This is a genomic window from Sphingomonas telluris, assembly GCF_022568775.1.
In the GTDB taxonomy this organism is placed as follows: domain Bacteria; phylum Pseudomonadota; class Alphaproteobacteria; order Sphingomonadales; family Sphingomonadaceae; genus Sphingomicrobium; species Sphingomicrobium telluris.
On record NZ_JAKZHW010000001.1, the window covers coordinates 1,513,289 to 1,539,683 of the forward strand.

22 protein-coding genes are annotated in these 26,395 nt (G+C 65.6%); 9 read left to right on the forward strand and 13 right to left on the reverse strand.

The features are described 5' to 3' along the window. Positions 1-11 precede the first annotated feature (11 nt). Positions 12-572: a shikimate kinase gene (locus LZ016_RS07745; RefSeq protein ID WP_366512891.1), complete on the forward strand. Its 561-nt coding sequence runs from the start codon at positions 12-14 to the stop codon at positions 570-572. Here the strand turns inward: LZ016_RS07745 and LZ016_RS07750 are convergent. Genes LZ016_RS07750 through LZ016_RS07765 form a run of 4 tightly spaced genes read right to left on the reverse strand, consistent with a single transcriptional unit; the run spans position 569 to position 4,642 of the window. After that, positions 569-2,359, reverse strand: coding sequence for a cation:proton antiporter domain-containing protein (locus LZ016_RS07750; protein ID WP_241446820.1), 1,791 nt, complete (start codon positions 2,357-2,359; stop codon positions 569-571). The genes LZ016_RS07745 and LZ016_RS07750 overlap by 4 nt on opposite strands. After that, the gene (locus LZ016_RS07755; protein WP_241446821.1) at positions 2,356-2,781 is read right to left on the reverse strand and encodes an iron-sulfur cluster assembly scaffold protein; all 426 of its coding nucleotides are present in this window, start codon (positions 2,779-2,781) and stop codon (positions 2,356-2,358) included. The genes LZ016_RS07750 and LZ016_RS07755 overlap by 4 nt, the downstream gene beginning before the upstream one ends. Beyond that, positions 2,778-4,088: a cysteine--tRNA ligase gene (cysS, locus tag LZ016_RS07760; protein WP_366512892.1), complete on the reverse strand. Its 1,311-nt coding sequence runs from the start codon at positions 4,086-4,088 to the stop codon at positions 2,778-2,780. The genes LZ016_RS07755 and cysS overlap by 4 nt, the downstream gene beginning before the upstream one ends. After that, on the reverse strand, positions 4,085-4,642 hold the full coding sequence (locus LZ016_RS07765; RefSeq protein ID WP_241446822.1) for a CvpA family protein: 558 nt from the start codon (positions 4,640-4,642) through the stop codon (positions 4,085-4,087). Before LZ016_RS07765 ends, cysS begins: the two co-directional genes overlap by 4 nt. 198 nt (positions 4,643-4,840) lie before the next feature. On the opposite strand from LZ016_RS07765, the gene LZ016_RS07770 reads away from it, so the two are divergent. Then, the gene (locus LZ016_RS07770; protein WP_241446823.1) at positions 4,841-5,182 is read left to right on the forward strand and encodes a hypothetical protein; all 342 of its coding nucleotides are present in this window, start codon (positions 4,841-4,843) and stop codon (positions 5,180-5,182) included. Here the strand turns inward: LZ016_RS07770 and radA are convergent. Continuing rightward, positions 5,179-6,546, reverse strand: coding sequence for a DNA repair protein RadA (gene radA / locus LZ016_RS07775; protein ID WP_241446824.1), 1,368 nt, complete (start codon positions 6,544-6,546; stop codon positions 5,179-5,181). The genes LZ016_RS07770 and radA overlap by 4 nt on opposite strands. 41 nt (positions 6,547-6,587) lie before the next feature. Next, positions 6,588-8,327, reverse strand: coding sequence for a DUF885 domain-containing protein (locus LZ016_RS07780; protein ID WP_241446825.1), 1,740 nt, complete (start codon positions 8,325-8,327; stop codon positions 6,588-6,590). Between the two features lie 116 nt (positions 8,328-8,443). Here LZ016_RS07780 and LZ016_RS07785 point away from each other — a divergent pair, with 116 nt between their 5' ends. From LZ016_RS07785 to LZ016_RS07795, 3 genes are all read left to right on the forward strand, one after another. Beyond that, a complete protein-coding gene (locus tag LZ016_RS07785; RefSeq protein ID WP_241446826.1) occupies positions 8,444-9,715 on the forward strand; it encodes an MFS transporter in 1,272 nt (423 codons plus the stop codon). A gap of 86 nt (positions 9,716-9,801) precedes the next feature. After that, positions 9,802-10,728, forward strand: coding sequence for a cysteine synthase A (gene cysK, locus LZ016_RS07790; protein WP_241447485.1), 927 nt, complete (start codon positions 9,802-9,804; stop codon positions 10,726-10,728). 155 nt (positions 10,729-10,883) lie between these two features. Next, positions 10,884-13,505 carry an EAL domain-containing protein gene (locus tag LZ016_RS07795; protein ID WP_241446827.1) on the forward strand — a complete coding sequence of 874 codons (2,622 nt, stop codon included), beginning with the start codon at positions 10,884-10,886 and terminating at the stop codon, positions 13,503-13,505. On the opposite strand, the gene LZ016_RS07800 is transcribed toward LZ016_RS07795, so the two are convergent. Then, positions 13,502-15,298, reverse strand: coding sequence for an acyl-CoA dehydrogenase C-terminal domain-containing protein (locus LZ016_RS07800; protein WP_241446828.1), 1,797 nt, complete (start codon positions 15,296-15,298; stop codon positions 13,502-13,504). The genes LZ016_RS07795 and LZ016_RS07800 overlap by 4 nt on opposite strands. Before the next feature lies 1 nt (position 15,299). Further along, positions 15,300-15,689 (reverse strand): MerR family transcriptional regulator, encoded by a 390-nt coding sequence (locus LZ016_RS07805; protein WP_241446829.1) that lies wholly within the window; start codon positions 15,687-15,689, stop codon positions 15,300-15,302. Between the two features lie 131 nt (positions 15,690-15,820). Here LZ016_RS07805 and purF point away from each other — a divergent pair, with 131 nt between their 5' ends. The 4 genes from purF (at position 15,821) to glpK (ending at position 19,918) form a co-directional block, all read left to right on the forward strand. Next, a complete protein-coding gene (gene purF / locus LZ016_RS07810; protein ID WP_241446830.1) occupies positions 15,821-17,278 on the forward strand; it encodes an amidophosphoribosyltransferase in 1,458 nt (485 codons plus the stop codon). A gap of 18 nt (positions 17,279-17,296) precedes the next feature. Continuing rightward, positions 17,297-18,016, forward strand: a complete 720-nt coding sequence (locus LZ016_RS07815; RefSeq protein WP_241446831.1) for an SDR family NAD(P)-dependent oxidoreductase — start codon at positions 17,297-17,299, stop codon at positions 18,014-18,016. Positions 18,017-18,122: 106 nt separating this feature from the next. Beyond that, positions 18,123-18,389, forward strand: a complete 267-nt coding sequence (locus LZ016_RS07820) for a hypothetical protein (protein WP_241446832.1) — start codon at positions 18,123-18,125, stop codon at positions 18,387-18,389. A gap of 44 nt (positions 18,390-18,433) precedes the next feature. Continuing rightward, positions 18,434-19,918 carry a glycerol kinase GlpK gene (glpK, locus tag LZ016_RS07825; RefSeq protein WP_241446833.1) on the forward strand — a complete coding sequence of 495 codons (1,485 nt, stop codon included), beginning with the start codon at positions 18,434-18,436 and terminating at the stop codon, positions 19,916-19,918. Here the strand turns inward: glpK and LZ016_RS07830 are convergent. From LZ016_RS07830 to LZ016_RS07850, 5 genes are all read right to left on the reverse strand, one after another. Further along, entirely contained in the window at positions 19,911-21,119 is a 1,209-nt protein-coding gene (locus tag LZ016_RS07830; RefSeq protein WP_241446834.1) for a glycoside hydrolase family 27 protein, read from the reverse strand. The genes glpK and LZ016_RS07830 overlap by 8 nt on opposite strands. Positions 21,120-21,144: 25 nt before the next feature. Further along, entirely contained in the window at positions 21,145-22,392 is a 1,248-nt protein-coding gene (locus LZ016_RS07835; RefSeq protein WP_241446835.1) for an SAM-dependent methyltransferase, read from the reverse strand. Positions 22,393-22,402: 10 nt separating this feature from the next. Continuing rightward, complete coding sequence (locus LZ016_RS07840; RefSeq protein ID WP_241446836.1) at positions 22,403-23,371, reverse strand: metal-dependent hydrolase; 969 nt, start codon at positions 23,369-23,371, stop codon at positions 22,403-22,405. A 14-nt stretch (positions 23,372-23,385) separates the two neighbouring features. Beyond that, on the reverse strand, positions 23,386-24,396 hold the full coding sequence (locus LZ016_RS07845) for a 2-oxoacid:ferredoxin oxidoreductase subunit beta (protein WP_241446837.1): 1,011 nt from the start codon (positions 24,394-24,396) through the stop codon (positions 23,386-23,388). Between the two features lie 73 nt (positions 24,397-24,469). Next, the gene (locus tag LZ016_RS07850; protein WP_241446838.1) at positions 24,470-26,350 is read right to left on the reverse strand and encodes a 2-oxoacid:acceptor oxidoreductase subunit alpha; all 1,881 of its coding nucleotides are present in this window, start codon (positions 26,348-26,350) and stop codon (positions 24,470-24,472) included. Positions 26,351-26,395: the final 45 nt, after the last annotated feature.

Sequence of the window (26,395 nt, forward strand, 5' to 3'; positions counted from 1 at the left end):
TAGCCCTGCCGGTGGGAAAGCTGTCAGATCGCCTCGATCGTCCGCTGGTTCTTGTCGGCCTGATGGGTGCCGGCAAGTCGACCGTCGGCCGTCGCCTGGCGCGGCGGCTCGGCCTGGAGTTCATCGACACGGACGAAGCGATCGAAAGCGCGGCGGGCTGCTCCGCCGCGGAAATCTTCGAGCGCTTCGGCGAGGCGGAATTCCGCGACGGGGAGCGCCGACTCGTCGCCCGCCTGATCGACGGCGAAGTCCGGGTCATCGCCACCGGCGGCGGAGCCTTCGTCGATCCGCGCACGCGAAGCCTGTTGAACGAGCGCGCCATCACCATCTGGCTCGACGCGCCGGTCGAGATCCTTGCCAACCGGACGTCCCGCCGCGACACGCGCCCGCTGCTTCGCAACGGCGACCCCAAGCGCACGCTGGAACGGCTCGCAGAGGAGCGCGGCCCGTCCTACGCCGAGGCCCACATCCGCGTGACCAGCGGCAGCGCGGCGCATGGCGAAGTCGTCGAATCGATCGTTACCGCGATAGAGAAGCATCTGGACGGCCAGGACCGCCAAGCGGCGAGCTAGGCCGGGTCCGCGACCTCGTCCGGAAGCGGACGGTCCACTCCGAAGCTGCGGTCGGACTTGGCGTGGAGATCGCCGGTGACGGTCTGCGCCTCCAGCCTTTCGAGGTCCCGCTCACGATATTCGCGCTCGACGCGCTCCGCCTCACGCCGCGAAACGCCGAGCTTCATCAGCGCCTTTCGCCCCATGACGACCGCGCTTTCGTAAAGCTCGCGCTGGCACACCGCGAGGTCGAGGCCGTCGAACTCGATGACCTGCAGCCGGTCGTAGACCCGGGCCATGATTGCTGCATGCGGGAAGGATTCGAATACGGCCTCCAGCTTGTCCTTCGTCAGTTCCTGGGGGTTCTGGCAGAAGATGATGCCCTCGGCGGTCTCCGCACCCGCGGTCCGCAGCAGGTCTAGGCGTGTGCCGTCGCCGTAATAGACTTTCGTCCCGAACTCCTCGCTGAGTTCGATCTGCGAAGCCTTGCTGTCGATGATCGTGACCGGGATCTGCTTGGCCATGAGCATCTGCGCGACCGTCTGGCCGAAGCGGCCGTACCCAACGACGATGGCGTTGGTCTCGGGCGAGTGCTCCGGTCCGTCGAGGTCGACGGCGGGTTCGGGAAGCCGCCGCAGGATCCATTCGATCACCACCATCAGGAACGGCGTCGAGACCATGGTCAGGGTGACGACGGCGCTGAACAGCGACGCCGCCTCGACCGTGATGAGCTGTGCGTCCGCCGCTTGCCCGAACAGGACGAAGCCGAATTCGCCGGCCTGGCTGAGCAGCAGGCCGAGCCAGATGGCGCGCCCCTTTCGCATGCCGAAAAGGAAAGCGATTCCGGAGATCAGGACCGCCTTCACGACGATGATCCCGACCGCGAGGCCGAACACCAGGCCGGGCCGCGCTGCGACCGCGCCGAAGTCGATGAGCATGCCGACCGAGAGGAAGAACAGGCCGAGCAGGATCGAGCGGAATGGCTCAACGTCGCTTTCCAGCTCGTGCCGGTACGGCGATTCCGCGAGCACCACGCCGGCGATGAATGCGCCGAGCGCGGTCGACAGGTGAAGCGAGTGCATCAGCGCCGCGCTCGCCATGACCGTGAACAAGCCGACGACGACGAACAGCTCGCGCTCGCCGAAGCGGCCGACCAGCCGCAGCAGCGGATTGAGGATGAAGCGGCCGGCCACCACGAGGCCGATGATCGCGCCCACCGTGTAGAGCGTCAGCAGCCAGCCGGGAGGAGTCCCCGGATCGGCCGGCGCCCGCGACATGGCGGCGATGATCGTGATCATCGGAACGATCGACAGGTCCTGGAACAGCAGGACCGAGAAGGCTCGCTCGCCGCGTGGATGGTTGAGCTGGCCGGTGTTGCGCAGCATCGGCAGGACCTGCGCGGTCGACGAGAGCGCAAGCGGGAGGCCGATGGCGATGCTCGCCTCAATGCTGAAGTCCAGGGCGAAATGGATCAGCACGGCGAGCGCGACGCCGCACAGCAGCACCTGGATCAGGCCGAGGCCGAAGATGTCCCTGCGCAGCCGCCACAGGCGGCTCGGGTTCAGCTCCAGACCGACCAGGAAGAGCAGGAAGGCGATGCCGATTTCCGACACCGACATGATCGCGTCGGCCTGCCCGATGAGGCCGAGCAGGTTCGGCCCGATGATCGCTCCGGCGACGATGTAGCCCAGGGTGGCACCGAGCCCGAGCTTGCGGAACAGAGTGACGAAGAAGAGCGCAGAGCCGAGCATGATGGCTCCGGCGATCAGGGTGCTGTTGGCAACGAGTTCGGCGGGTGTCGTTGTCATCCGCCTGCTCGCTCCATTGCCGATGCAAGTGCCCTGAACGGGAGGAGGATCGCGCCATGGCGCGACTTGCGCGACCGCGCGGGCGCCAACGTCTGCAGACCTAGCCACGAGCCGGGCTCGTCGCTCTTCCCCGCAAGCCAGTTGGTGAGATCGTCGAGCGCCTCTCGCACCTCGTCACGCGACTTGCCGGCGGCACTGGCGGCCATGAGAGCGGCGGAGGCCTGGCCGAACGCGCAGGCATGCACCGTCTGCGAGATCGCTCTCACGCGACCCCCGTCGTCGAGCTGGACCTCGACGCGAAGAGTGCTGCCGCAAGTCGGCGACCGCTCATCCGCAGCGCCATCTACCCGATCGAGCCCACGCGGCTCGGGCAAGGATGCTGCCAGCCGCAGGATCTCGGTCGTGTAGAGGGGTGCGTTCATTCCTTGCGCCAAGTGGTGCCCGAAGACCCGTCTTCCAACAGGATGCCATCCGCCTTCAGCTCGTCACGGATGCGGTCCGCCGTAGCAAAGTCGCGGTTCTTTTTCGCCTCCGCCCGCTCGGCAATGCGCGCCTCGATCGCATCGGCATCGCCGCCACCCTTGAACCACTCCTCCGCGGAAGCGCCGAGCAGGCCGAGCAATGCAGCGCTGGCCTTCAACGTAGCGGGATCCTCGATGGCCGAGAGCCGTGACAGCGCCAGCGGCGTGTTCAGGTCGTCGCGGAGCGCCTCGACGACGCCCTCGTCGACCTCGCCCGCTTCGGCCTCACCGGCCACGCGATAGAGCCGATCGAGGGTCGCCTTCGCCTGCGCGATCAGGCTCTCCGTCCACGGCAGGGGCTGGCGATAGTGGGCCGAAAGCAGCGCGAGACGCAGCGTCTCGCCGCGATGGCCCTGCTCGAGCAGCTCCGCCGGCGTGATGATATTGCCGAGCGATTTGGACATCTTCTCACTGCCCATGTCGACGAATCCATTGTGCACCCAGACGCGGGCGAGCGGCGCTCCGCCGTGCGCGCAGCGGCTCTGCGCGATCTCGTTCTCGTGGTGCGGAAAGATGAGGTCGAGACCGCCGCCGTGGATGTCGATCGTCTCGCCGAGGTGCCGCGCGATCATCGCCGAGCATTCGACGTGCCAGCCGGGCCGGCCCCTGCCCCACGGCGAGTCCCAGCCGATGACACCTTCCGGGCTCGGCTTCCACATGACGAAGTCCGCAGGGTCCCGCTTGTAAGGCGCGACCTCCACGCGGGCGCCGGCAATCATTGCCTCGCGGTCACGTTTGCTGAGCGCGCCATAGTCCGCGTCGCTCGGCACGCTGAAGAGGACGTGGCCCTCCGCCTCGTAGGCGTTGCCGTTCTCGATCAGCCGCTCGATCATTGCGACCATCGCCGGGATTTCCTGCGTCGCGTGCGGAGCGAGGTCGGGCGGGTTCACGCCGAGCGCGCCCATGTCCTCCAGGTAGAAATGCTCGTAGCGAGCGGTGATCACCGAGGGGTCGACGCCTTCCTTCTCCGCCGAGGCGATGATCTTGTCGTCCACATCGGTGACGTTGCGCGCATAGACGAGGCTGTCCGCGCCGAACTCGTGCCGGATCAGCCGCGCGAGCATGTCGAACACGACCGCTGGCCGCGCATTACCGATGTGCGCGCGGCCATAGACCGTGGGTCCGCACACATACATGGTGATGCGCTTAGGGTCGGCGGGCACGAAGTCCCGCTTCTGGCGCGTCATCGTGTCATGCAGGCGGATCACTCCTTCGTCTCCAGATTCTGGGCTTCTTCGAGGTTCTGCGCTTCTTCGAGCTGCTCGCTGCCCTTGCGACGTGTCTCGACCCAGTCGACGACCGCCCGGCCGCTTGCGTTGAGGAGCGGATAGGTCCGCGAATTGCGCATCCAGTCGGGCCGCTCGGCATCGGGCCCGTAGACCAGATCCGTCGCCAGGTTCGCGAGCAGAAAGAAGAGCGTCGCGGCGAGCAGGCCCTTGAGCATGCCGAAGCCGCCGCCGAGCACGCGGTCGAACGGGCCGAGCACCGAGCTGCGCGACCTCTTGCCGATCGACCTCGCCAGCAGCTTCATGAACAGGAAGCTCGGCAGGAAGAGGATGGCGAAGGCGAGCACCGCGGCTCCGGTCGCCGTGCCCACCGGCTCGGTCAGCGCGGCGGAGATCGGTGCGTGAAACAGGCGCAGCATGACGATCGCCACGACCCAGGCCATCAGCGAGAGGAGCTCGTGCACCAGCCCGCGCACGAGCCCGAGCAGGGCCCCGCCGCCAAGCAATACGATCACGAAGATGTCGAGCGCGCTCATTCAGGCATCGGCTAGCCGACGGCCTTGCGGTGCGCCAGTCCCGCCTATTCGAGAAAAAGCGCGGCCGGCCCCGGCTTCTCTGCCTCGGTCCTGACGCCAAGACGGAGGAGACTGCCCGCGGTAATTGTGGCGAGGCGCTAACGATTTGTGTATCATGGATAAAAGGGACGCCACGACACTTCTGGACGGGAGTTCAGGATGCCTGTGTACGTGGTCAGCTTCGAGGTTCAGGACGGGGGAAGCGTCGACCAGCTTCCCGCACTCCGCAAAGCCATAGCCAAGCTGAAGGGCCATCAGGTCCTGCAATCCTCTTATCTGGTCAATGCGCCTTTCACGGCTGGAGCGCTCAAGCAGTACCTGCTCAACCACATGGGCGAGAAGGACCGGATCTGCGTCTCCAAGTTGCCACGGCGGGCCGACCTCGAATTCTCGTTCCACGGAATCGGCGGCACCAACGCCTGGCTTAGGAAGAACAGCCGGATGGAATTGCCCGTGCCGGCGAACTCGAGCAACGGCGGGCAGGTCGCAATCGGGGATTAGCGACCGAGTATCTGATCCACGAGCGCGCGGACGTTGCCGAAGCCGGCCGTGGAGATGCCTTCCGCCTCCTTCGCGCCGGACGGCGCCCAGGCGCGCTCGAACCCGAGCTTGGCCGCTTCCTTCAGGCGCAGGCCAGCGTGCGCGACCTGCCGGACCTCGCCGGACAGAGCGATCTCGCCGAAGACAATGCACTCGTTCGGCACCGGCCGCTCCGACATTGCCGAGATCAGCGCCGCCGCCACCGCGAGGTCGGCTGCGGGATCGGTCAAGCGATATCCCCCCGCAACGTTGAGATAGACTTCAGCCGTCGCGAAGCTGAGGCCGCAGCGCGCTTCCAGCACGGCAAGGATCATGGCGAGGCGGCCGCTGTCCCAGCCTACGGCAGCACGGCGCGGCGTGGCTCCACTGGCGAGGCGCACGGTCAGCGCCTGGATCTCCACCAGGACCGGTCGGCTGCCTTCCAGCGCGGGGAAGATGCTCGTGCCGCTGACGGGCTCGCCGCGCTGGGTCAGGAACAGCACCGACGGATTCGGGACTTCGGTCAGCCCCTCGCGCTCCATGGCGAAGACGCCGATCTCGTCGGTGCCACCGAAGCGGTTCTTGATGGCGCGGAGGATGCGGTACTGGTGGCTGCGCTCGCCTTCGAAGCTCAGCACCGTGTCGACCATATGTTCGAGCACGCGCGGGCCGGCGATCGTGCCGTCCTTGGTGACGTGGCCAACGAGGATCAGCGCGGTTCCGTGCTCCTTGGCGAACCGCACCAGCTCCTGCGCGGAGGCGCGAACCTGGCTGACCGTGCCGGGCGCGCCCTCGATCAGGTCGGAATGCATCGTCTGAATGGAATCGATGACGAGCAGGTCCGCGCCGCCATTGTCGCCGAGCGTCGTCAGGATATCGCGAACCGACGTCGCCGACGCCAGCCGCACCGGCGCCTTGCCGAGGCCGAGCCGCACGGCGCGAAGCCGCACCTGCTCCGCCGACTCCTCACCGGAGACATAGATGACGCCGCGCCCCTTCGCGGCGAGGTCCGCGCAGACCTGCAGCAGCAAGGTCGACTTGCCGATGCCCGGATCGCCGCCGACCAGCATGGCCGAGCCCGGGACGATGCCGCCGCCGATCGCGCGGTCGAACTCGGCGATGCCTGTCGAAATTCGCTCCGGAAGCGCAACCGGATGATCGAGCCCGACGAGCGAAATCACACGCCCGCCGCCCTGCAGGTTATGCTTGGCGGCGAAGATGCTCGACACCTCCGCGCTCTCCTGCACGAGCGTGTTCCACTCGCTGCAGTCCGTGCACTGGCCCTGCCAGCGGCTCGCAACCGAGCCGCAGGACTGGCACACATAACGCGTCTTGGGCTTCGCCATATCGCTTCGAACCTACCGGAACGAAGCAAGAACGCAAGGCATCAGAAAACCGCTTCCGCCTTGCCGTTCATCATCTGCTGGCGGACCAGCGGGATTGGCGGGCCGCCGTAGCTGAGGAACTGGTCGTGGAACGCCTTCCACGCCTTTTGCCCCCCACGGGTCGCGGTCCAGTCGTCGCGCAGCTTGCGGATCATCAGCTTGCCCATCGTGTAGTTGAGATAGGCCGGATCGTAGGTGCCGCGCGCCGCCTGCTGCTTCGCATTGCCTTCGTCCTGATAGCACTGGTTGCGGAACAGGTCGTAGCTCTGCTGCTGCGTCATCGACCCGGTGTGCATGCCGATCGCAGAGAGGAACCGGCAGTCGCGCAGGAGCGCGTTCGACAGCTGACCGATCAGCACCTCGTCCGTGCCGCCGCCCACGCCCGCCTGCCGCATCATCTCTTCCGAATAATGCGCCCAGCCTTCCGCGAAGGCGTAGCCGACGAACACGCGGCCGAACATGTCCTTGGACCGGTTGGCGTGCAGGAAGTTGAGGAAGTGGCCCGGCCACACTTCATGGACCGAGGTGAACAGCAGATCCGCCTTGCCCGGGATGTAGGCTTCCTGCGCCGCCTTCGACCAGGTCGGGTCCGGCGGAGAGATGTAATAGACCGACGGCAGGTTCTTTTCGTACGGCCCCGGGATGTTGATGTAGGCGCCGTTCTGCCGGTTGTAGGGCGGCGATTCCTCGACCTTCGCTTCTTCCGGTCCCGGAATCGTCACAATGTCCTTGTCGATGATGAACTGCTTGAGCGTCGGGAGCTGCCGCCGCGCTTCCGCGACCGGCCCGCCTTCGGGCTTGTCGGAGTTCATCTTTGCCATGCAATCGGGGATCGTCTTGCCCGCTGCGTAGCGCGCACACGCTTCCTTCAGCAGCTTCTGGTTGGATTCGAGGTCCGCGCGGCCGATCCGTTCGAGCTCCTCCACCGGCGTCGTCACCATCTCGGTGTCGGCCAGCATCCGCTGGAACTTCTCCTTGCCCAGCGCGAAGTTCGGCTTGGTTGAGGCGCGCTGGCTCTCGACCCACGCAACCGTGTCCTTCATCGCCTTGACGGCATTGTCGGATGCCGCCTTGAGCGCCTGCTGGTCCTCGTCGCTGCCGACGCCCTTCCACGCCGCCGTTCCGTCGCCCGGATAATATTCGGCAAACCCGCCGAACGCGGACTTCGCATAGTCGACGAAGCTGATCGGCATCGGCGTCTTGATGTTAGAGCGCATCTGCTCGACCGCGCGCGGCACGTTCGACAAGAACTTGATGTATGCCTTCAGCCGCTGCTCCTTCGAAGCATAGGGCACGGTCACGTAGACCGATGGGTCGACGAAGCCGAGATAGGCGGCCGGGTTGGTGTGCAGCTGGTCCGCGCCTTCCGGGTCGGCCCAGAACAACTGGCCCTTGGCCACCGCGACCAGATAGTCGCGCTGATATCGCTGCTCGGCGGTGAGCTCGTCGTCGCCGAAGGACTGGGCATCGGAAATCGCCTTCTTCAGCCGCGCGACCTCGGCGTCGATCGCCGCCGGGGAGAGATCCGCGATCTGACCGTCATATTCGTGCCGGCCCTGCATCACCGCGAAGCCGGGATTGGCCTTGAAGGTCGCCTCGATGAAATTGTTGACGAACGAGGGCCAGTCGCCGGTCGGCGCTTCGGCCGAGCTGGTGCCCGACTGGTTCGAAGTCTCGTTTACCTGGCAGCCGCCGACGGCCAACGCCGCAACCGCAACCGACGCAATCAAGAATTTACGCATGCATCTCTCCCTTGGGGCGCGCACGGGTAAAGGCCGCCTCCCGCAACGGCAAGCGCACGGCTGTTCGCCAAACCGCCTGATTGCGGCATTCCGAAAGCCTGATTAGGGGGCAGGACGTGATCCCTGCCCCTTTGCGTATCCCCGACTACCGGGCGTTCTGGTTCTCCCGGCTGGCGACGACGATCGCGCAGATGGCGATGGTCATCGTCATCGGCTGGCAGGTCTACGACATCGCCCGCGAGACGATGAGCATCCGCGAGGCGGCGTTCCGGCTGGGTTTGATCGGCCTCGTCCAGTTCGTGCCCTTGTTCATCCTGACGCCGATCAGCGGATGGACGGCGGACCGGCTCGATCGCCGGAAGATTGCGCGGGCGGTCGTCTCGCTCGAACTGCTGTGCGCGCTGATCCTGTTCGCCGCGACATGGGGCGGGTTCATCAGCCTGCCGATCCTGTTCGGCGTCGCCGCACTGCTCGGCGTCGCGCGGGCCTTCGCGGGACCGGCGCTGGGAGCGCTCGCGCCTAACCTGGTCCCGAAGGAAATCCTGCCCCAGGCCATCGCGCTGAGCTCCGCCGCATGGCAGACCGGAGCTATCGCCGGGCCTGCCATCGGCGGCCTCCTCTACGACGTGGAGCCCCATTTCCCGTACGCGCTAAGCGCCTTGCTCTTCGCCTTCGCGGTCGTTTGCCTGTTCTCGATCGGACCCATTCCGCGCACCGCGTTGAAGCCGGGAAGCCCGTTCAAGCAGATGTCGGACGGACTATCCTATGTCCGCCGCAACCGGCTCGTGCTGGGCGCAATCACGCTCGACCTGTTCGCGGTACTGCTGGGCGGCGCGACGGCGATGCTGCCGGTCTATGCACGCGACATCCTGCAGGTTGGCGCGGACGGGCTCGGTCCGCTGCGCGCCGCGCCCGCGGTTGGCGCGACGCTGACTGCTCTCTTCTTCTCGATCCGCCCGTTGAAGACCGATGTCGGTGTCAAGATGCTGGGCGCGGTCGTGGTCTTCGGCGCAGCCACCGCGATCTTCGGCTTCTCGACCTATTATCCTTTGTCGCTGGCCATGCTGGCGCTGCTGGGCGCCGCCGACATGTTCTCCGTGTACATTCGCCAGTCGCTGATCCAGCTGCACACGCCGGACGACATGCGCGGGCGGGTATCGGCCGTGTCCACGCTCGCCATTTCCGCGTCCAACGAGCTTGGCGAGACCCGCAGTGGCTTCACCGCGGCGCTCCTCGGGCCAGTTGTAGCGACCGTTGCGGGCGGCATCGCGGCCATCTGCATCACCTTGATCTGGGCGGGCATTTTCCCGGAACTACGGCGAGCCCGGACCTTCGAGTTGCCCGTCCCTGCGCCGGAAGAGGCTGACGTCGTGTCGAGTGGAGTGTAACGGGCCTTCAACTCGGAGCGGAAGTCACTATAGTCTAGTCGGTAACTAGGATTTAATTGCCACAGCTTGGGCAGGAGATCGACCGCATGAAGGCCAACAGCATCCTCGATACCATCGGCAATACGCCGCACATCCGCATCAACCGGTTGTTCGGCGACGGAGCCGACGTCTGGGTGAAGTCCGAGCGCTCCAACCCCGGCGCATCGATCAAGGACCGCATTGCACTCGCGATGGTCGAGGATGCGGAAAAGAGCGGCAAGCTGAAGCCGGGCGGTACGATCGTCGAGCCGACGTCCGGCAACACGGGCATCGGCCTGGCGATGGTCGCGGCGGTGAAGGGCTACAAGCTCATCCTCGTCATGCCCGACAGCATGAGCGTCGAGCGCCGCCGCCTGATGCTGGCCTATGGCGCGCAGTTCGACCTGACCCCGCGCGAAAAGGGCATGAAAGGCTCGATCGCCCGCGCCCAGGAAATCCTCGCGGAAACGCCAAACAGCTGGATGCCGCAGCAGTTCGAAAACCCCGCGAACCTCGAAGTCCATCGCCGCACAACCGCGCAGGAAATCCTCGCCGCGTTCAAGGAAAACCCGATCGACGCGCTGATCACGGGCGTCGGCACCGGCGGCCACATCACGGCCTGTGCCGAGGTTCTGAAGCAGGAATGGCCGGAGCTGAAAGTCTTCGCGGTCGAGCCGACGCTTTCGCCGGTCTTGTCCGGTGGCGATCCGGGACCCCACCCCATCCAGGGCATCGGCGCCGGCTTCATCCCCGCGATCATGGACACCAGCCTGCTCGACGGCGTGATCCAGGTGACGCCGGACGATGCGAAGGAAATGGCTCGGCGGGCGGCTCGTGAAGAGGGCATCCTCGTCGGCATTTCGTCCGGCGCGACGCTGGCGGCGATCAAGCAGAAGCTGCCGGAACTGGGCGCAAACGCTCGTGTGCTCGGCTTCAACTACGACACCGGCGAGCGCTACCTCTCCGTGCCGGATTTTCTCCCTACCGAAGAATAGGTAACGTCGCGCTAACCCTGTTCCTTAGCCCTGGCGTTAACTCGCCGGGGCGTAAGGACTTTCTTTGCGGATGGGGCGTCCGTTTCGAAAGTTGGGGAATGCGTAGAACGCGGTTTGCACGAGCTGTTGAACAGACGGAGACGACACCGAAGAGGGTGTCGATCTCGGAGGCGTTGTGGTTCGATGTCCGGCGGCCGGACTCGAGCGATGAAGCCTCGCTTCTCGACTGGCGCGTCTCTGGCCTCGATCACATCGCCCTGTTGCTGGGCGTAACGCACGTCATCGTCGCGATCGGCTGCGCCTTCTTGCTCAGCTCGAAGGTCACCGGTTTCTCGTTCGACAACCCGCTTATCCCGGCGGGCCTCGTCATCGCACTCGACGCTGCTGCCGCAGCCGCCCTGCATTTTCGCGAGAAGGCCAACCTCGCGTCGCACACACTGATTCGTGGGCTCTGCGCCTATCTAGGCGCCGTCGGCTTGCTGTGGATTTGGTTCGGGTTGGCGGTCGCGGACGACAGCTTCATCCTGCCGCTCTCCGCCGCCCCGATCGCGATGAGCGTGGGGATCGCGATGGGCGCGATCGTTTCGATCCAGTCGCCGCCGTTGATCTTCACCAACATGATCACGTCGGCTCTGGCAGCCATTGCGCTTGCCGGAACGACGATCATTCCGGCGGCCGTGATCGTGCTGTCCATGGCGTTGGTTGCCTACAGCATCGCGGGCGAGCGAAGCTTTATCGCGACTGGACGCAAGCGCCTCAATCTCGACGCGGAGGCCCGCAAGGCGGTGAACTTCGTCGACGAGTTCGAGAACAGCGGGCGCGGCTGGTTCTGGGAGACCAACGCCGAAGGTACCCTCTCGTACGTGTCTCAGCAGCTGGCCGACGACTTCAAGTGTGAGGCCCCGGAGCTTCTTGGGCGGCAATTCACCGATCTGCTGTCCGCTGACACCAGCCATGGCAAGACGCTTGGCTTCCATCTGTCGGCGCGTTTCCCCTTCTCCGACGTGGTCGTGACGGCCGCTTCCGACGAGGACATTCACTGGTCGCTGTCGGGCAACCCGATCTTCGACGAGCGCGGCCGTTTCCTCGGCTTCCGCGGCATCGGCACCGACCTGACCGAGCAGCGCCGTTCGGAGCAGGAAATCACTCGCCTCGCGCGCTTCGATTCCCTCACCGGCCTGCCGAACCGCGCTATGATGCGCCAGACGCTCGACGAGGCACTGCGCAACGCCACGAACCGGCAGAAGGGCTGCGCGCTGTTCCTGATCGACCTCGACCGCTTCAAGAATGTGAACGATACGCTCGGCCACCCCGTCGGCGATGCGCTTCTTCGTCAGGTCGCAGACCGCCTGAAGTCAGTGATGGGCGATCATGGCCAGGTCGGCCGTCTCGGCGGTGACGAGTTCAAGGCCGTGCTTCCGGGAACGGTCGACATCGGCCTTCTGGAATCGCTGGCCCGCACTCTGATCGAGCAAGTCTCGCGCCCCTACAACATCGAGGGCCATCGCGTGGTCATCGGCGCTTCCGTCGGCGTTTCGATCGGCGATCCGGGCCGCTGCACCGCCGACAGCCTCATTCGCGACGCCGATCTTGCGCTCTACGCTGCCAAGGGTGCCGGCCGCGGCAAGCACTGCTTCTACGAGCCCTCGATGCACTCCGAGGCTTCGGACCGCCAGGTGCTCGAGAACGACCTTCGTCAGGCGATCGACAAGGGCGAGCTGTGGGTCGCATACCAGCCGATCGTGAGCGCGGCCGGTGAGGACGTCTGCGGCTTCGAGGCGCTGGTCCGCTGGAACCACCCGCTTCGCGGCAGGATCTCGCCGGACAAGTTCATCCCGCTGGCCGAGGAATGCGGCCTCATCGGGCGCATAGGTACCTGGGTGCTCGAAACTGCGCTCGAAGAGGCGGCTAAGTGGCCCGACAACGTTCGGATCGCGGTCAACCTCTCACCCATCCAGTTCAACGACCCGGGCATCGTCGACATCGTCAGCAATGCGCTGAATAAGACGGGCGTCAGATCGAGCCGCCTCGAGCTGGAAATCACCGAGGGCGTTTTCCTGGCAGAGGGCGAGACGACGGACGACACGTTCGCCCGCCTTAAGGACCTGGGCGTTCGGCTGGCGCTCGACGATTTCGGGACCGGCTACAGTTCGCTCGGCTATTTGAAGAAGGCTCCGTTCGACAAGATCAAGATCGACCAGAGCTTCGTCCGCGGCGCGGCGTCGAAGACCAGCCGCAACAGCGCCATCATTCGCGCCATCGTGACGCTCGCCGAGAGCCTCGACATGGATACGTGCGCCGAGGGCGTGGAGACGCACGACGACCTCCACCTGATCCGCGAACTCGGGTGCAGCCACATCCAGGGCTACATTTTCGGCAAGCCCGTGGAAGGCGAGGATGCGCGCGGCATCGCCAACAGCAGCCGCGTCGAGGCCGAGGGGTTCCAGTGCGTGCGCGAACCGCGTCAGCGGCTGATGCGCCGCGCGCTCGCGTCGATCGACGGAAAGGCCGTGGAGGTCCGCCTGCGCAATATTTCGGCCATGGGCGCCCTCGTCGAATCCGATCGCGCGGTCGCGCCGGGCACTCGGATCGCGATGGACATCGTCGGTGCGGGACCGGTTGAAGGCGTCGTCCGGTGGGCCCAGTCAGGCAAGTTCGGGATTCAGTTCAACGATAGCTTCCAGCTCTCGCGGCTCGCCCCGAAGAAGCAGAAGCTCAACGATGTGCCGATGCTCCAGCCCTGGTACGTCGGCACCGGGCAGAAAGCCGCGAGCTAGAACGCCTCTTCGGGCAGCTTCATCAGGGTCTCCGCGCCGGCTTCTACCTGCTTGCGGTATCCCGCTGCGAGAGGCAGCTCCCTCTGGGCGAAGAAGGCCGCGGTGATAAGCTTGGCCTCGTGGAAGTCGCGCTCCGCCGAGCCGTTGGCGGCGAGCGGGCCAGAAACCTGGACCATCTTCAGCCACATCCAGCCGAGCGTCACGAGGCCCATGAGCTGCATGTAGGCATAGGCGCCGGCGCCGGCATTGTCCGGGTCGGCCATGCCGTTCTGCGCCAGCCACATGGTGGCGGCCTGGAGCTCGCCCACGGCCCGCTCCAGCGGCACGACGATGCCTGCGGGATCACCAGCCGTGCCGGCCGCGAGCAGGTCTTCAGTCAGGACCTGAAAGAAAGTGCGCACCGCCCGTCCGCCGTCCTTGGCCAGCTTGCGCCCGACCAGGTCCATGGCCTGGATGCCGTTCGTTCCCTCATAGATCTGGGCGATGCGGGCGTCGCGGACGAACTGCTCCATCCCATGCTCGCGGATATATCCGTGCCCACCGAATATTTGCTGGGCTGAAACGGTTGCCTCGAAGCCCTTGTCGGTCAGATAGCCCTTGATGACCGGCGTGATCAGCGAAACGAGGTCATCCGCGCGCTGGCGCTCTTCCTCGCTCTGCGCGCTGCGCGACAGGTCGACCTGCAGCGCCCCCCAAAGGATGAGCGCACGCGCCGCCTGGTTGAATGCGCGCATCTCCATCAGCATCCGGCGCACGTCCGGATGGACGAACAGGGGATCGGCCTTGGCGTTCGGGTCCTGCGCTTCCTTGTGCAGCGCCCGACCCTGCCGCCGCTCGCGGGCGTAGAGGACCGCGTTCTGGTAGGCGACCTCGCCCTGCGCGAGGCCCTGCAAGCCGACCCCGAGACGCGCGGCGTTCATCATGATGAACATGGCGGCCAGCCCCTTCTCCGCCTCGCCTACCAGCCAGCCCTTCGCCCCGTCATAGTTCATGACGCAGGTGGCGTTGCCGTGGATGCCCATCTTCTTCTCGATGGAGCCGCAGCTGACGCCGTTGCGCTCGCCAATGCTGCCGTCCTCGTTGACGAGGAACTTGGGCACCACGAACAGCGAGATGCCTTTCACATTGTCGGGCGCGCCCGCGATCTTCGCGATCACCATGTGGATGATGTTCTCGGAAAGGTCGTGCTCGCCCGACGAGATGAAGATCTTCGTGCCGGTCAGCGAGTAGCTTCCGTCCGGATTGGGATCGGCGCGGGTCTTGAGCAGGCCGAGGTCGGTTCCGCAGTGCGGCTCCGTCAGGTTCATCGTTCCGGTCCAGCGGCCGGCGACCATGTTCGGCAGATAGGTCCGCTTCTGCTCGTCCGTGCCCTTTACGACCAGGGCGGCGATCGCGCCTTGGGTGAGGCCGTTGTACATTTCGAAGCTGTGGTTGGCGGAACAGAGGAACTCCGACACCGCAGTCGAAATGACCTGCGGGAGGCCCTGCCCGCCATACTCTTCCGGCGCAGACAAGGTCGTCCAGCCGTTGGCAACGAACTGGTCCCATGCGCCTTTGAAGCCCGGAGGCGTGGTCACCGACCCGTCGTCGTTGCGCTTGCAGCCTTCCTCGTCGCCGACGCGGTTCAGCGGCTGGAGCACTTCCTCGCAAAACTTGCCGCCCTCCTCGAGGATCGCCTGGACGAGGTCCGGCGTCGCGTTGGCGAAGCCCGGCAGGTTCGAATAGCGGCCGATCTCCAGCACATCCTCCAGGATGAAGCGGGTTTCGCGCACGGGGGCGTTGTAGATCGGCATTTCAGCTGTCCTTTTCGTTCAGTCGTCCGTCCAGCACGGCGCAAAATTCCTCGAGCTCCGCGATGGTCGTGTCGATATCGTGCTTCTGGCGATGGAGCGTGGCGATGCGGTCGCGGCAGCGTTCCAGCGTCGTCAGGATCTGCGTGTGCCGCTGATCGCCGACGTCGTAGAGATCGAGCAGCTCGCGGATGTCGTTGAGGCTGAAGCCGACGCGCTTTCCGCGAAGGATCCAGATGAGCCGCGCACGGTCCCGCTCGGTGTACAGGCGCGTGGTGCCCCGCCGTTCCGGCGAGATGAGCTCTTCGTCCTCGTAGAAACGCAGCGCGCGGGCGGTGACGCCGAATGCGTCACACATCTCCCCGATCGAGTAATAGCGCCGTTCAGCGTCCATCAATCGCGCCTATGCTTTACGTTCACGTAAACGTCAACCTGCGTGAGGATTTCGACCGGAATCGCGGCAGGGGGCGACAAACGCGAACGTGACACCTATATGACGCGCCTAGCAGCGCCGGACCGGGGACAATGCTCACCACAAATCCGTTTGAAACCCTCGATGGGGACAAGCTCCGCGAGGAGTGTGGCATCTTTGGAATCTGGGGTGCCGACAATGCGGCCGGCTTCGTCGCGCTCGGGCTGCATGCCTTGCAGCATCGCGGGCAGGAAGCCGCCGGAATCACCAGCTACGACGGCGCTCATTTCCATTCGCACCGTGCCATGGGCCACGTTGCCGGGAACTTCGACCGCGACGACGTCATGCGGAAGCTGCCGGGACGGGCGGCAATCGGCCACGTCCGCTATTCGACGACGGGCGAGACGGCCCTTCGCAACGTCCAGCCGCTCTACGCCGAGTTGAACGACGGCGGATTTGCGGTTGGCCACAACGGCAATCTGTCGAACGCGATGAAGCTTCGCCGCACGCTCAACCGCCGCGGCTCCATCTTCCAGTCGACCAGCGACACCGAAGTCATCATCCACCTCGTCGCCACCTCGCAGGCCGCGAGCCCGACCGACCGTCTGATCGACGCGCTGAAGCAGGTGGAGGGCGCCTACTCGCTCGTCGTGCTGACGGAGCAGGGCCTGATCGCCTGCCGCGATCCGCTCGGCATTCGCCCGCTCGTCATGGGCAAGCTCGGCGAAGCGACGATCTTCGCGTCGGAAACGGTCGCGCTCGACGTGATCGGCGCCAGCTTCATCCGCGACCTCGATCCGGGCGAGCTGGTGATCGTCAACGGCTCGGGACTCCGCTCCTTTCGTCCTTTCGAGAAGGCGAGCGCCCGCCCCTGCATCTTCGAGCACGTATATTTCTCGCGTCCGGATTCGATCGTCGACGGCACGTCCGTCTACGAAGTGCGCAAGAACATTGGCGCGGAGCTGTCACGCGAGGCGCCGGTCCAGGTCGACCTCGTCGTGCCCGTGCCGGACAGCGGCGTTCCAGCGGCCATCGGCTACAGCCAGGAAAGCGGCATCCCGTTCGAGCTGGGCATCATCCGCTCGCACTATGTTGGCCGGACCTTCATCCAGCCGAGCCAGGAGGTCCGCCACTTAGGCGTCAAGCTGAAGCATAACGCCAACTCGGCGCTGATTCGCGGCAAGAGCATCGTCCTCATCGACGATTCCATTGTTCGTGGAACGACGTCGGTGAAGATCGTGCAGATGATGCGCGATGCCGGCGCCCGCGAAGTGCACATGCGGATCGCGTCGCCGCCGACGAAGTACAGCTGCTTCTACGGCGTCGACACGCCGGAGCGTGCAAAGCTTTTGGCGGCGCAGATGAGTATCGAGGCAATGCGCGACTATATCAACGCGGATAGCCTGGCGTTCATTTCGATCGACGGCCTATACCGTGCGCTCGGCCAGGACCGCGACCCGAACGCGCCGCAGCGCTGCGACGCCTGCTTCACCGGCGATTATCCGACGCGCCTGACCGATCTCGCGGAAAGCGATCCGGACGCGTCGCTCGCTTTGGTCGCCGCGCGCTAGCCGCTACAGGCCCCCGCAATGACTGATTCGAAACCGCTCGCCGGCAAGCTGGCGCTCGTCACCGGCGCGAGCCGCGGCATCGGCGCCGCAACCGCCGAAGCGCTGGCCCGCGAAGGCGCGCACGTGATCCTTGTCGCCCGCACCGCGAGCGCGCTCGAGGAGGTCGAGGACCGCATCCATGCGGCCGGCGGAAGCGCGACGATCGCTCCGCTCGACCTGATCGACGGCACCTCGATTCCGAAGCTCGCGGAAGCCGTGCGGCAGCGCTGGGAAGCGCTCGACATCATGGTGCTGAACGCCGGCATGCTGGGGTCGCTGACGCCGGTCGAGCATCTGGACGTCAAGGAATATGGCCGGGTCCTCGCGACCAACCTGCTCGCTCCGCAGGCGCTGATCGCGGCGTTCGATCCGATGATCCGCAAGGCCGAACGCGCCGACATCATCGGCATTACCTCGTCGGTCGGCAGCAAGCCCCGCGCCTTCTGGGGCGGCTATGCCTCGTCCAAGGCGGCGTTCGAGAATTTGCTCGGCACCTACGCGGACGAAACGGAGCATGCGGCCCGCATCCGCGTGCACATCGTCGACCCGGGTGCGACGCGCACTCGCATGCGCCAGCTCGCCTTCCCGGGCGAGGAGCCCGAGAAGGTGAAGCCGCCCGAAGTCGTCGCAGAGTTCATCCTCGGCCGCGTGCTTTCCGACGTGCCCACAGGCGAACTCGTCCGCGCGCCCGACGCCTGATCCGCTAACGCCGGTAACGCCGAGCCGCACCACCCATAAGCCCGCCCGAACTTCACGCCGTGCACAGCAGGCGTATCCTCACCTCTTTGAGCGGAGGGTATGCGTCATGGGTTGGATGATTGGGAGGACGGCTGCGCTGTCCAATCCCGAAAATGCGAGACGGAAGGCTGTCGAAAAGCTGCGGGAGCTGGCGGAGCTGGAGGATGCCGAAAGCGTGGTCTTCCCGATCCTTATCGATGCCTTGCTGATGGTGGAGTCCTATCGCGGCGCGCGCCATCAGATCAGCTTCCTCCCCGAGCTGACGGAAAGCGTCGATGCACTGCTCCGAGAGCTGACGATCATGGAAAAGGCGAAGGAGTGGGCGGCGCCCTGACCACCAGTGGACGCGCGGCCGCTTTGAGCTAGTCTGCGGACCCGATGCGGTCCGACCACATCCTCGCGATCGACCAGGGCACGACGTCCACGCGCGCCATCCTGTTCGATTCCGCCGCGCGACCGGTCGCGACGGCACAGCGCGAGTTCCAGCAACACTATCCCCAGCTGGGTTGGGTCGAGCACGATCCCGAGGACATCTGGCGCGACACCCTGGCGGTCGCGCGCGAGGTGATCGCGGTGAGTGGATTCGAGCAGAGCCGCATTGCCGCCTTTGGACTCACGAACCAGCGCGAGACAGTCGTCGTCTGGGATCGCGAGACGGGCGAGCCGATCCACCGGGCGATCGTGTGGCAGGACCGGCGGACTGCGGACCTCTGCGCACGGCTGAAGGCCGACGGCGCGGAGCCGATGGTGCAGGGGAAGACGGGGCTTCTGCTCGACCCCTATTTCTCGGCGACGAAGATCGCCTGGATCCTCGACAATGTCGCCGGCGCCCGTGCGCGAGCCGAACGCGGCGAGCTGGCTGCCGGGACGATCGACAGCTTCCTGCTCTGGCGGCTTACCGCCGGCACCGCACATGCGACGGACGTGACCAATGCCGGCCGGACGCTGCTGTTCGACATCCATGAGCAGCGCTGGGACGAAGAACTCTGCCGCCTCTTCCGTGTGCCCATGGGCCTGCTGCCGCAAGTGCATGACAACAGCTGCATGTTCGGGCTGACTTCGCCGGGCCTGTTCGACCCGCAAATCCCCATTGCCGGGGTGGCGGGCGACCAGCAGGCGGCATTGGTCGGCCAGGCCTGCTTCCGGCCCGGCATGGTCAAGTCGACCTACGGCACCGGCTGCTTCATGCTGCTGAACACGGGCGCGGAGGCCGTCCGGTCCGAGAACCGCCTGCTGACGACGCCCGCCTACCGGCTGAACGGACAGATGACCTACGCGCTCGAAGGATCGATCTTCGTCGCCGGAGCCGCGGTCAAATGGCTGCGCGACGGGCTTGGCGTGATCGCACACGCGTCGGAGACGGACGGCCTCGCAACACGCGTTCCGGACAGCCACGGCGTCTACATGGTCCCGGCGTTCGTCGGGCTTGGGGCGCCCTATTGGGAACCGAACGTGCGCGCCGCGATCACGGGGCTGACGCTCGATGCGACCGGCGCGCACATCGCGCGGGCAGCGCTCGAGGCGACCGCCTACCAGACCCGCGATCTGATCAGCGCGATGGTCGCGGACGGGAGCGCACCGCCCGCAGCGATCCGCGTCGATGGCGGCATGACGGCCAACAATTGGCTGTGCCAGTTCCTCGCCAGCATCCTCGAAGTGCCTGTCGAGCGACCCGCGAACCTCGAAACGACGGCGCTCGGCGCGGCGTTCCACGCGGGCCTCGCGACGGGTGTCTGGTCGGGGCTGGACGAGCTGTCGCGCACCTGGTCGGCGGCCGACACTTTCCAGCCGACCATGGACGCCGATCTTCGGGCGACGCTCCTCGCCGGATGGCAACACGCAGTCGCGCGAACGCTCAGCTAGGGTCGATCCGGAACATCGCGACCCCGTGCGGTTCGACGGTCGCTTCGAGCCTGCCCGTCCAGTTCGGCAGAGCCTGGTGCGCCCATAGATCGCGAACCTTCGCGCGGACCTTCGGTGGATAGCCGAGATGGTCAGCGTCCGTCGCGATCGTCGCCGGCGTGTCGCCGCGATTGAACAGTAGCACGGCTCGGCCCCCACCCGCGAGCGGCTTCACCCACACTTCCTTGTCCCCGTCTTGCACGATCCGCCGCCCCTGCACGCCGAGCTTATCTTGGTCGACCGCGATCACGTCCTTGTTGAGCAGGATCGAGCGCGTCGTCTCATCCATGTTGGCGATGTCGTTCCCGGCCATCAGCGGCGCAGCCATCATCGCCCACAGCGAGAAGTGCGAGCGATATTCCGCCGGAGTCATCCCACCGTTGCCGACTTCAAGCATGTCGGGATCGTTCCAGTGCCCCGGCCCGGCGAAGGGCCACAGCGGCTCGTTGGCGTCGACGATGGAAAGGACAGGATGCGCCCAGTCATGCGCCATGTCATTCTTGGCAAAGCTGTCCCAGATGTCGCCAGTCGTGCGCCAGAGGTTGCCGGTGTTCTTCGCCCACAGCCACGGCTTGGCGGTGCCCCATTCGCAGAGCGAGAAGACGATGTCGCGGCCGCTTTGGCGAAGCGCGTCGGCCATCACCGCATAGCCTTCCTGCGCATTGCGATCGCCGGTGCTGCACCAGTCGTACTTCAGATAGTCGACCCCCCAGCGCGCATAGGTCAGTGCGTCCTGATATTCGTGACCCTGGCTGCCCGGGCGTCCGCCGCACGTCAGGCGCCCGGCGTCGGAATAAATGCCGAACTTCAGGCCCTTCGAATGGACGTAGTCGGCGAGCGCCTTGATGCCGGAGGGAAACTTCTGCGCGTCCGCGGTGATGAAGCCATTCTCATCGCGCTTGCCGTGCCAACAGTCGTCGATGACGACATATTGGTAGCCCGCGTCGCGCATGCCGGAACTGACCATGGCGTCGGCCGTCGCGCGAACCGTCTTCTCGTTGATGTCGCAGGCGAACTTGTTCCAGCTGTTCCAGCCCATGGGCGGCGTTTGGGCGAGGCCGTTCGGCGCCTTGTTGACCACCTCCTGAGTGGTTTCTGCCGACGCCTGCGACGCTACGAGCGCCAGGCACGCAACAAGACCCGCGACTTTCGATATACGCACTTAGCCCCTCCCCCATTCGGGCCGATCAGCCCTTCGTCATCGTCACTTGCGCGACGTCGATTGCGCCGCCGCGAAAGCCCCCTTCGCAATACATCAAATAGTAGCGCCAGAGCGCATGGAAATCGTCGTCGAAGCCGCGCAGCCTGCCGGCCTCCACTGCCTCGTCATAGCGCACGTGCCAGCGCTTCAAAGTCTCCGCATAATCGAGGCGGAATCCTTCGCGGTTTTCCCATGACAGCCCCCGCTCCCGCGCGAGCCACTCGAAGGCCGGCTCATTGAGCAGGCAGCCGCCGGGAAAAATGTAGGCCTGGATGAAATCGGGATTGCGAACGTAGCCGTCGAAGATCGCATGATCGATGCTGATGAACTGCAGCGCCGCGCGGCCGCCGGGCTTCAGGTTGCGCGCGATGCAATCGAGATAGGCCGGCCACCAGCGCTGGCCGACCGCCTCGACCATCTCGACCGAAGCGATAGCGTCGAACTGCTCATTCGTGTCGCGATAGTCCTGGAGGCGGATCTCGACGCGGCCGGCGAGATTTTGCGCAGCGATCTTCTCGTCCGCCCAGGCCTTCTGCTCGGTCGATAGCGTAAGACCGACGACGTCGACCCCGCGCTTCGCCGCTTCGATCGCCAGCGTTCCCCAGCCGCAACCGATCTCCAGCAAGCGCTGACCCGGCTGGAGGTCGAGCCGGTCGAGGAGCGCGTGAACCTTGCGCAGTTGCGCCGCTTCGAGGCTGTCGTCAGCACTCGCGAAACGCGCGGAGCTGTACGTCATCGTGCGGTCGAGCCAGGCCGCGTAGAAATCGTTGCCGAGATCGTAGTGCGCGGCGATGTTCTCGCGCGCCTTGGCGACATCGTTGTCGCGGCGGCGATGCTTCACGAGATTGAACAGCCGCGCCGCGCCTTTCGCGCGGCCGGTGTCGCCAAGACTGCGCGCATTGACCGTGAACAATGCGAACAGCGGCACGGGATCGGGCGAGCTCCACTCGCCTTTCGACCAGGCGCGATACCAGCCGATCGATCCCGAAGTGACGAGGCGAACCAGCGCATACCAGCTGTGCAGGCGGACGACCGCGACCGGCCCCTCGGCCCTGAACCCGATGTGGCGGCGCGATCCGTTAGGGAGGGACAGGTCGATCCCACCAACGGCGAGACGCTCGTCGATCTGGTCGAGCACGACGGAAAAGCTGCGTGCGAAAAGGCGTCCGAGAAGGCCGCTGCCGTTCACGAACAGCAGCCCGCCGCGTACCAGATGTTCGCCGCGAGTGCTCATCCCGCGCCAGTTATGAATTCGGCGTGCGCTTGTCGAGGTTGGTCGCGCAGATCGGCACGACCGTTTCGCGCGCCAGCCGCGACCGCCGGCCCTCGCCGTAGCGCGCATCGCCGATGGTCACGCGCGCCGTGCAATGGTCGCGGATCACGTCGGCCTGCGGCATGACCGACCACTTGAGGAATTTCTGCAGGCGCTTGTCGGTGCGTATCGCCCGGCGGACGATCGGGTCGTCCATGTTCGTCGGCTGGCACTCGCTGACCGGGCCGAGTCCACGGAACGGGACGTAAGTGCTGCGGCGGTAGCAATGGTCCTCGCGCCAGACGAGATCGCGGCGCCAGGACAGGACCGGCGGTGGCGAGGCGAAGATGGAGCTTGCAACCGGACTGACGGAGCGCACGGCGGTGGCGGCACGGTTCGTGGTCAGCAAGTTTAGAGCGACGTAGGCGAACACAACTCCGATCGCGATCTGCGGCAAGCGCTTCCACTCGCGCCCGCTCTGCTCCCGCCGCTTCGAAACGCCGATGGCGATCGCGAGACCGAGCCATAGCCAGACGTCGATGATGAACAGGCCGTCGGCATGGTACCAACGGTTGGAAAAGGGCGAGAAGAGCTGCACCGAGTAGGTCGTGAGCAGGTCCAGAAACGGGTGCGTAATCGCGCCCAAATAGGACAACAGGATCAGCCAGCCGAACCGCATTGGCAGCTCGCTCTTGAACTCCTTGCCGCGGCTCGACTGCCACCGGTCGAGCAGCCACAGCAGGCCCGCGAGGACCAGCGGCATGACCAGCACGCCGCCGACGATGCCGTGCGTGAAGCCGCGGTGAATCGCCAGCGGATCCCACGGCGCATTGCCGAAGAAGACATCGATGTCCGGCATGTTCGCGCCGAGGATCAGCGCTGCAAGCCCCTTGCGCGTCTTCGTCTTGAGACCGGCCTGGCCCAGCACCCAGCCGGCCATCGAATGGGTGAGATTGTCCAAGCTGGGCTAGCGGATCAGAGCTTGTGCGGCTCTTTCTCGACCTGCCAGGTTTGGCCCTTCGAAACGAGCGCCTGGAGGTCGGCCTTCTTGCCGGAAGCTACGGCGGCGTTCTGCTCGACGACCGCGGATTCGAACGTCGGCGCGGGATTCTCGTAGATGACGCCCAGCGCGACCGGGAAGCTTGGCGGAAGGCCGATCAGCATTGCGGCGATGCCCTTGTTCCTCGGATCATGGACGATGACCGCCGGGTCGTCTGCATCGACGACCTTCAGGCATAGGTTCTCGGCGTCGAGCGCGAGGCCCTTGGTCCCGTTCGCGAATAGCATCTTCTCGCCGGCCTTGAGCCAGAGCTGCTTCTCCTGAGCCACGCCGCGCTCTGTGAAGCTGGCGAAAACGTCGTCGTTGTAGACGACGCAGTTCTGGTAGATCTCGACGAAGCTGGCGCCCTTGTGCGCGTGGGCAGCCTTTAGAACGTCCGGCAGATTCTTGTGCACGTCGATGCCGCGGGCGACGAAGCGAGCGCCGGAGCCCAACGCAAACATGCACGGCTTGATCGGCCGGTCGACCGAACCGAACGGCGTCGACGGCGAGCGCGTGCCGATCCGGCTCGTGGGCGAATATTGCCCCTTGGTCAGGCCGTAGATCTCGTTGTTGAACAGCAGGATCTGGCAGTCGAGATTGCGGCGCAGGATGTGCATCGTGTGGTTGCCGCCAATCGACAGCGCATCGCCGTCCCCGGTGATGATCCACACGTCGAGCTCCGGGTTTGCAAGCTTAATGCCTGTCGCGAAGGCCGGTGCGCGCCCGTGGATCGTGTGGAATCCGTAGCTCGCCATGTAATAGGGGAAGCGGCTGGAACAGCCGATGCCGCTTACGAACACGGTCTTCTCGCGCGCGACGCCGAGGTCCGGCATCGTCCGCTGCACGGCCTTGAGCACCGCATAATCGCCGCAGCCCGGGCACCAGCGGACCTCCTGGTCGCTCGCCCAATCCTTGGCGGTGGTCACTTTGGTCATCTCGTTCATCGGTACATTACCCAGTAAATCAGTGCGCAGACGAGGATCAGCATGATGATCATCGGCCAGGGGTTAATCGGCTTCACTTCAGCGCGGCCTCGATCGCCGCTTCGATCTCGGCGATGCGGAAGGGGTGGCCGCTGACCTTGTTCAGCGGCTGCGCATCGACGAGGAACTGGTCACGGAGCACGGTCTTGAGCTGGCCCGTGTTCATCTCCGGAACGAGGATCCGGTCGAAGCTCTTCAGCAGCGCGCCCATGTTCTTCGGCATCGGCCAGATGTGGCGAATGTGGACGTGCGCGACGTCGAGCCCGCGGCCGAGCGAGCGCCGCACCGCCTGGTGGATCGGCCCGAACGTCGAGCCCCATCCGACGACGGCCAGCTTCGCCCCTTGCTTGCCGAGACACACGTCCTGATCAGGAATGCTCTCGGCGACCTTGTTGACCTTGTGCGCGCGGGTGTCGGTCATCTCCTGGTGCGCGGCCGGCGAGTAGTCGATGTTGCCCGAGCCCGGCGCCTTCTCGATGCCCCCGATGCGATGCTCGAGACTGGGCGTGCCCGGCTTGATCCATGGACGCGCGAGGTCGCCGTTGCGGGCATAGGGCAGCACGCCCTCGCCCTCGGCCGTCGCCTGCGTGAAGTAGGTGACCGGGAACGGCTGGTAGCCGCTCATGTCCGGCACCTTCCACGGCTCCGCCGCATTGGCGATGTAGCCGTCGGTAAGGAGCATTACCGGAGTCATGTAGCGCGTGGAAATCCGCACCGCCTCGATCGCGCAGTCGAACGCGTCGGCAGGCGAGCGCGCCGCGATCACCGGCAACGGCGCATCGGCGTTACGGCCGTAGACCGCCTGGTAAAGGTCGGACTGCTCCGTCTTCGTCGGCAGGCCGGTCGACGGACCGCCGCGCTGCGAGTTGACGACGATCAGCGGAAGCTCCGTCATGATCGCGAGGCCCAGCGCTTCGGTCTTCAGCGCAATGCCCGGACCGGACGACGAGGTGACGCCGAGCTGCCCCGCGTAGGATGCGCCGATCGCCGCGCAAATGGCCGCGATCTCGTCCTCCGCCTGGAAGGTCGTGATCCCGAACTCCTTCAGCCGCGCGAGGTGATGCAGCAGCGGGCTGGCCGGCGTGATAGGATAGGAGCCGAAGAACATCTGCAGGTTCGCAAGCTGCGCACCCGCGACGAGACCAAGCGCCAGCGATTCCGCTCCGGTGACGGTGCGGTAGAGGCCCGGCTCCGCAGGCGCGGGCGCGACATGATGCTGCTTGAACGGCGCGCCCATCTCGACTGTCTCGCCATAGGCGTGGCCGGCATTGAGGGCGGCGATGTTCGCCTCGGCAAGCTCAGGCGCCTTGGCGAACTTGGTCTTCAGCCAGTCGACGATCGGCTGGCGGTCGCGGTCGAACATCCAGAGCGCGAGCCCTAGCGTCCACATGTTCTTGCAGCGAAGTGCTTCCTTGTTGCCGAGGCCGTAGGGCTTCACCGCATCGAGCGTCAGCTGCGAGATGTTGAAGTGGACAAGCTGCCAGCGCGCGAGGCTGCCGTCTTCCAGCGGATTTTGGTCGTATCCCGCCTTCGCGAGGTTGCGCGCCGTGAACTCGCCCTCATCGGCAATGATCAGGCCGCCGTCGCGAAGCTGGTTCACGTTCACCTTCAACGCTGCCGGGTTCATTGCGATGAGCACGTCCGGCTGGTCGCCCGCCGTCTCGATCGCAGTCGAGCCGAAGTTGATCTGGAAGGCGCTGACGCCGAACGTCGTGCCCTGCGGCGCGCGGATCTCCGCCGGGAAGTCCGGGAAGGTCGCCAGATCGTTGCCGGCAAGGGCGGTGGAAAGAGTGAACTGACCTCCGGTCAGCTGCATGCCGTCGCCGCTGTCGCCGGCGAAACGGACGACGACGGCTTCGGCCTGGGGATGCGAGGCGGCTTCGTCCTCGGTGATGAGATGGGTGGCCGTGGCCACGATACTTACCCTTCACAAACGCTGATGGTTTTGATTGCCCCCTCT